The 5,159-nt window shown below is 36.0% G+C and carries 6 protein-coding genes and 1 pseudogene; all 7 read right to left on the bottom strand.

Going from position 1 to position 5,159, the window contains the following annotated elements; genetic code table 11:
* Positions 1–63: 63 nt before the first annotated feature.
* A complete protein-coding gene (locus WFK35_RS20440) occupies positions 64–396 on the bottom strand; it encodes a YegP family protein (protein WP_214589681.1) in 333 nt (110 codons plus the stop codon).
* Between the two features lie 21 nt (positions 397–417).
* Complete coding sequence (locus WFK35_RS20435) at positions 418–735, bottom strand: hypothetical protein (RefSeq protein ID WP_336734302.1); 318 nt, start codon at positions 733–735, stop codon at positions 418–420.
* Positions 736–921: 186 nt separating this feature from the next.
* Positions 922–2,700 carry an acyl-CoA dehydrogenase family protein gene (locus tag WFK35_RS20430; RefSeq protein ID WP_336734300.1) on the bottom strand — a complete coding sequence of 593 codons (1,779 nt, stop codon included), beginning with the start codon at positions 2,698–2,700 and terminating at the stop codon, positions 922–924.
* Between the two features lie 48 nt (positions 2,701–2,748).
* A complete protein-coding gene (locus WFK35_RS20425) occupies positions 2,749–3,105 on the bottom strand; it encodes a four helix bundle protein (protein WP_185204467.1) in 357 nt (118 codons plus the stop codon).
* 36 nt (positions 3,106–3,141) lie between these two features.
* Positions 3,142–4,320 carry a thiolase family protein gene (locus WFK35_RS20420; RefSeq protein WP_076390314.1) on the bottom strand — a complete coding sequence of 393 codons (1,179 nt, stop codon included), beginning with the start codon at positions 4,318–4,320 and terminating at the stop codon, positions 3,142–3,144.
* A gap of 45 nt (positions 4,321–4,365) precedes the next feature.
* Complete coding sequence (locus WFK35_RS20415; RefSeq protein ID WP_336734299.1) at positions 4,366–4,692, bottom strand: four helix bundle protein; 327 nt, start codon at positions 4,690–4,692, stop codon at positions 4,366–4,368.
* Between the two features lie 73 nt (positions 4,693–4,765).
* Positions 4,766–5,159 (bottom strand): annotated as a pseudogene (locus WFK35_RS20410) (3-hydroxyacyl-CoA dehydrogenase); the annotation flags it as partial.

Raw genomic sequence — 5,159 nt, 5'->3', positions numbered from 1 at the left:
CAAAGATAAAAAATGCCTCAACATTCTGAGACATTTTACAAAAATTATTTTATGATATCTTTTCTAATCAAGCTCTTCTTCCACAGATGCGTTTGGCGCATTGTTTTTTACGGATTCGATGCCTTTTTCCATGCCGTTATCAGATTCATACATCTGGCTGCTTCCGATAATCTGCCCGTTTGTTGCTTTAAGATTAAAATAAGAACGTCCGTCTTTTGCGGTAAGCCTTTCAAATTTAGAATCGTCCTGAGCGTTTTTTCTTACCGACTCAATGCCATTCTGGCAACCGGCTTTAGAACTGTAGCCTTCGCTGGAAAGGATAACCTGTCCGTTTGCCGCTTTTAAATTAAATTGAAACTCACCGTTTTTTCTTGTAGAAATAATAAATTTTCCCATGTGTATAATTTTAAGATTTGTTTATTTTGATGATGACGGAGCCTGTTTCGCAATCTCTTCTTTTTCCGGAATTTCCGGAGAGATGGAATTCAGCATTCTGTAATCATTTTTATCCTGTCTTTGATCTTTTAGGCTGGAATATTCTGTACCTTCTTTGGGTTTTGCAGAGGGCATTTTATACAGATTTTTTTTATCTGCTTTTTGTGGGGGCTGGATCTCTTTAGAATCAATTTTATAAATTCCGGCAGAATCTGTTCTTGGAATTAATTGTTTTCCAATCCTTTGCTGAGCTGTAAGTGATGCTGAAAACAATAGAATTGTTAATAATGTTATTTTCATTTTTTTGTATTTTCGTTAAAAGTATAAAAAATAATTGAATCTATAGCTTGTCTTTTTAAAATATTGATTCAATACTAAAACAACTTAAAGCCATATTATATTACATAACTTTAGGATTTAATATAGTCTCTAATAAAAAAACGCCTCAAATTGAGGCGCTTTGAAATCAAATTCATATATAAAAGACTAATAAGCTCCTTTCTCAATAAAATGAGCTGCCACTTTTTCTGTTAGTGCAACCACATTAGGATGATTGGTATACTTCGTGAATCTTCTTAATCCGGAAAGCATCATTCTCTGCTCGTCACCATCTGCAAAAGAAACAATTCCCTCTTTTGCTGCAACAATGATTTTTTCAACCGCTTTATAAAGGTTTAACTGAGCCATTGCTGCTTCCACAGAATCAGGAGAGAAGTTTTTTTCTGCTCTTAAAACTGCAGATTCTGCCATATAGATCTGATTAAGAATTTCGGAAGCGTTTAACAATAAATGCTGCTGTTTCTCGATATCCATCATGTATTTCTGAAGCGCCGCTCCGGAAACCATTAAGAATACTTTTTTAAGATTCGCAATAATTGCTTTTTCTTCGCTCATGAAAGCTGAATAATCCGGAACTTCAAATGAAGGAATTCCCATCAATTCTTTGCTGATCGCCATTGCCGGAGATAATAGATCCAATTCTCCTTTCATCGCTTTCTTGATAAGCATTCCAACCGCTAATAATCTGTTGATTTCGTTGGTGCCTTCATAAATTCTTGAAATTCTTGAATCTCTCCATGCTGCTTCCATCGGAGTATCTTCAGAGAATCCCATTCCTCCGTACACCTGAATTCCTTCATCGGCAGTATGCTGCGCAAGATCTGAAACGAAAACTTTAAGAATTGAACATTCAACCGCGAATTCCTCAACTCCTTTCAGTTCTGCAGCCTGATGATCCATTCCTCCTGCAACCAGTTCATCAATTTTATCCTGAATATTTTTTGCTGCTCTGTAAGATCCTGCTTCACTCACGAAAACTCCGGTTGCCATTTCAGCCAGTTTCTTTCTGATTGCTCCGAAAGTCGAAATAGAAACTCCGAATTGTTTTCTCTCGTTAGAATATTGAATAGAGTGGTTTAAAATTCTTCTCTGTGCATCCAGACAAGCCGCCGCTAATTTGATACGGCCGACATTCAGCGCATTTAAAGCGATTTTAAATCCGTTGTTTCTTTCTCCTAAAAGGTTTTCAACAGGAATTTTCATATCATTAAAGAAAACCTGACGCGTAGAAGAGGCACGAATACCCAATTTGTGTTCTTCTTCACCAAAAGTAAGGCTTTCAGGATTTTCCAGTTCTGAACGGTTGATCACGAAACCTGTGATGTTTTTATCATCATCAATTTTGGCAAACAAAGTAAAAGTATCGGCGAATCCTGCATTGGAAATCCACATTTTCTGTCCGTTGATGATGTAATGTTTTCCGTCTTCAGACAATTTTGCTCTTGTTTTCCCTGAATTGGCATCAGAACCTGCATCCGGTTCAGTCAAACAATAAGCACCGAATTTTGTTCCCGCTGCTAAATCCGGAAGATATTTTTGTTTCTGAGCTTCTGTTCCGTAAAGAACGATGGGAAGGGTACCGATTCCGGTATGCGCTCCATAAGCAGTTGCCAATGAACCTGTAACTCCGGAAATGTAATCGCAGGCAAGCATGGTTGTTACGAATCCCATTCCAAGACCTCCGTAATTTTCAGGAACGGCAATTCCCAATAATCCCATTTCTCCAAGCTTACGCATTACTTCTTCGGTAAATGCATAATCTTTTTTCTCGAAACGTTCTTTTTGCGGAACTACTTCTCTGTCTATAAATTCTTTCGCAGAATCGCGAAGCATTTTTTGTTCTTCATTCAGTTCTTCAAGACTGAAAATTTCGTTTGCAGGAATTTCTTTAATTAAGAATTCTCCTCCTTTTACTATATTGCTCATTATTGTTTATTTTAAATTTTAGATTATAAATTTTAAATTAGATTTCAGTTATAAATTTTCAGATGAAGTTTTAATGATCTTCGTTAAAATATTAATGATACTTTCAATTTCTTTTAAATAGGAATCAATTTCGATTTGAACTAAATTTGAAGACTGATAAAGTCTCAGCCAATATCTGGTTTCCCGTGCTTCCTTGTTTGCAATTGAAAGTTTGGAAATAAAGTCTTTTTTAGATTGAGCTGCGATTCCTTCTTCAACATTGGCACCAATTGAAGTTCCGCAACGAAGAATTTGTTTTGATAAAATAAATTCATTCTGAGCTTTGCATTCGATATAAAACTTGATAATTTTCAATGCAAATTCAAATGTCTTAATCTGAATCAAATTGTCTTCCTTAAAACTCATTTCATCTAAAATTTATAATTTAAAATCTATAATTAATTAAAGAAGTTCAAAAATACTCGCTGCTCCCTGTCCTGTTCCAACGCACATGGAAACCAAACCATATTTATTTCCACGTTTTCTCATTTCGTCAAGAAGTTGAACCGTTAATTTTGTTCCGGTACATCCAAGAGGATGACCTAAAGCAATAGCTCCTCCGTTTACATTTAAAATATCCGGATTTAAACCCAGTTCTTTTTTGATTGCAACTGATTGTGAGGCAAATGCTTCGTTTAGTTCGATAAGCTCAATATCTTTTAATTCCAGACCTGCCTGTTTTAAAGCTTTCGGGATTGCATAAATTGGTCCCATTCCCATAATTCTTGGTTCCAATCCTGCTGCGGCATAAGCAACCAATCTTGCTTCAGGTTCAAGTCCTAATTCTTTTACCATTTCTTCGCTCATGACCATTACGAAAGCCGCTCCGTCGCTCATCTGGGATGAGTTTCCGGCGGTTACGCTTCCTCCGTTAGCAAAAACTGGTCTCAATTTAGCCAGACCTTCTAAAGATGTATCTGCTCTCGGACCTTCATCAACAGAGAAATCAAACTTTTTAGTCTGCATTTTCTGGTTTTCATCTAAGAAATTATATTCAACAGGAATCGGAACGATCTGATTTTTAAATTTTCCTTCCTGATTTGCTTTTAAAGCTTTCATATGAGATTCAAACGCAAACTGATCTTGTTCTTCTCTCGTAATTTTATATTGCTTGGCAACTTCTTCCGCAGTGTAACCCATTCCCCAATAATAATCAGGATTTGTTTTGGCAATCTGAGTTTCAGGAACCGGTTTGTAACCACCCATCGGAATGTAAGACATCGATTCTGTACCTCCTGCAATAATGCAGTCTGCCATTCCTGCCTGAATTTTTGCAGAAGCAATCGCAATGGCTTCACTTCCGGATGCGCAGTATCTGTTAACGGTAACTCCGGGAACTTTATCTGTGTTAAGCCCCATTAAAGAAATCAGACGTGCCACATTTAAGCCCTGTTCAGCTTCCGGCATCGCATTCCCAACGATAAGGTCATCGATTCTGTTTTTGTCTAATTGCGGAAGTTCTGCCATTAATTTTTCAATTACGGTTGCCGCCATTACATCGGGTCTTGTGAATCTTAAACTTCCTTTTGGAGCTTTTCCAACGGCAGTTCTGAACCCTTTTACTATATATGCTGTTTTCATAAATTGTATAATGTATTATTGTATGATGTACAATGTATTTAAGTTTTAACTTGAATAAACTTTTTTCAGTTTAATAATCATATTTTGGATATGCTGTATTTCAGTAAGAGTCTTTTGAAATTTATCATCCGGAAAAAATTCACAATCTTTGGCGATTATGATTTGAGTCTCAAATTCAAAAGAAGAACCCAAAGCAATATTTAAAAAATGTGAAAACTGAGCTTTAGTATCTCTTCCAGCACCTTCAGCTATGTTTGAAGGAATAGAATATAACGATCTTCTGGATTGAGATATAAGACCAAATAATTCGTCTTTTGGAAATTCTTTTGAAAAAAATAATATGTTTTGCAAAGTTGAATTGATTTTTTCCAAACTTCAAGTTGCCGAAAATCATGCATATTAAAATACTTTTTACGTTAATACTCTCTAAATTTTACAGATAAATCTAATTTCTCAACGGTTTACCATTTTGTAACATATACTGAATTCTCTCCAGTGTTTTTCTTTCCCCGCAAAGCTGTAAGAACGTTTCTCTTTCGAGATTCAATAGATACTGCTCTGTTACAACCGTTGGCTCAGAAAGATTTCCACCCACCATTACGTTGGCTAACTTATCTGCAATTTTCTTATCATGCTCAGAAATATAATTTCCGGTTAACATCTGGTCTGTTCCTACGTAGAACATTCCTAAAGCGTCTTTACCTAAAACTTTTACTTTTTGCTCGATAGGTTGCGTATAACCATGTTCTGCTAAACTTTTTGCCAGCATTTTAGCGGTTTTAATCTGGGTTCTCTTATCTACGGAAACAATATCTTTTCCATGTTCTAAAATTCCCATG

Origin of the sequence: Chryseobacterium sp. VD8 (assembly GCF_037149975.1) — a bacterium.
In the GTDB taxonomy this organism is placed as follows: Bacteria; Bacteroidota; Bacteroidia; order Flavobacteriales; family Weeksellaceae; genus Chryseobacterium; species Chryseobacterium indicum.
Note: the sequence above shows the minus strand (reverse complement) of the source record. Positions and strands in the feature narration are given on the sequence as shown.

Bases quoted from the DNA above. Each gene is read 5' to 3' on its own strand.
- WFK35_RS20435 (WP_336734302.1), bottom strand. From the start codon at position 735: ATGAAAATAACATTATTAACAATTCTATTGTTTTCAGCATCACTTACA.
- WFK35_RS20440 (WP_214589681.1), bottom strand. From the start codon at position 396: ATGGGAAAATTTATTATTTCTACAAGAAAAAACGGTGAGTTTCAATTT.
- WFK35_RS20425 (WP_185204467.1), bottom strand. From the start codon at position 3,105: ATGAGTTTTAAGGAAGACAATTTGATTCAGATTAAGACATTTGAATTT.
- WFK35_RS20430 (WP_336734300.1), bottom strand. From the start codon at position 2,700: ATGAGCAATATAGTAAAAGGAGGAGAATTCTTAATTAAAGAAATTCCT.
- WFK35_RS20420 (WP_076390314.1), bottom strand. From the start codon at position 4,320: ATGAAAACAGCATATATAGTAAAAGGGTTCAGAACTGCCGTTGGAAAA.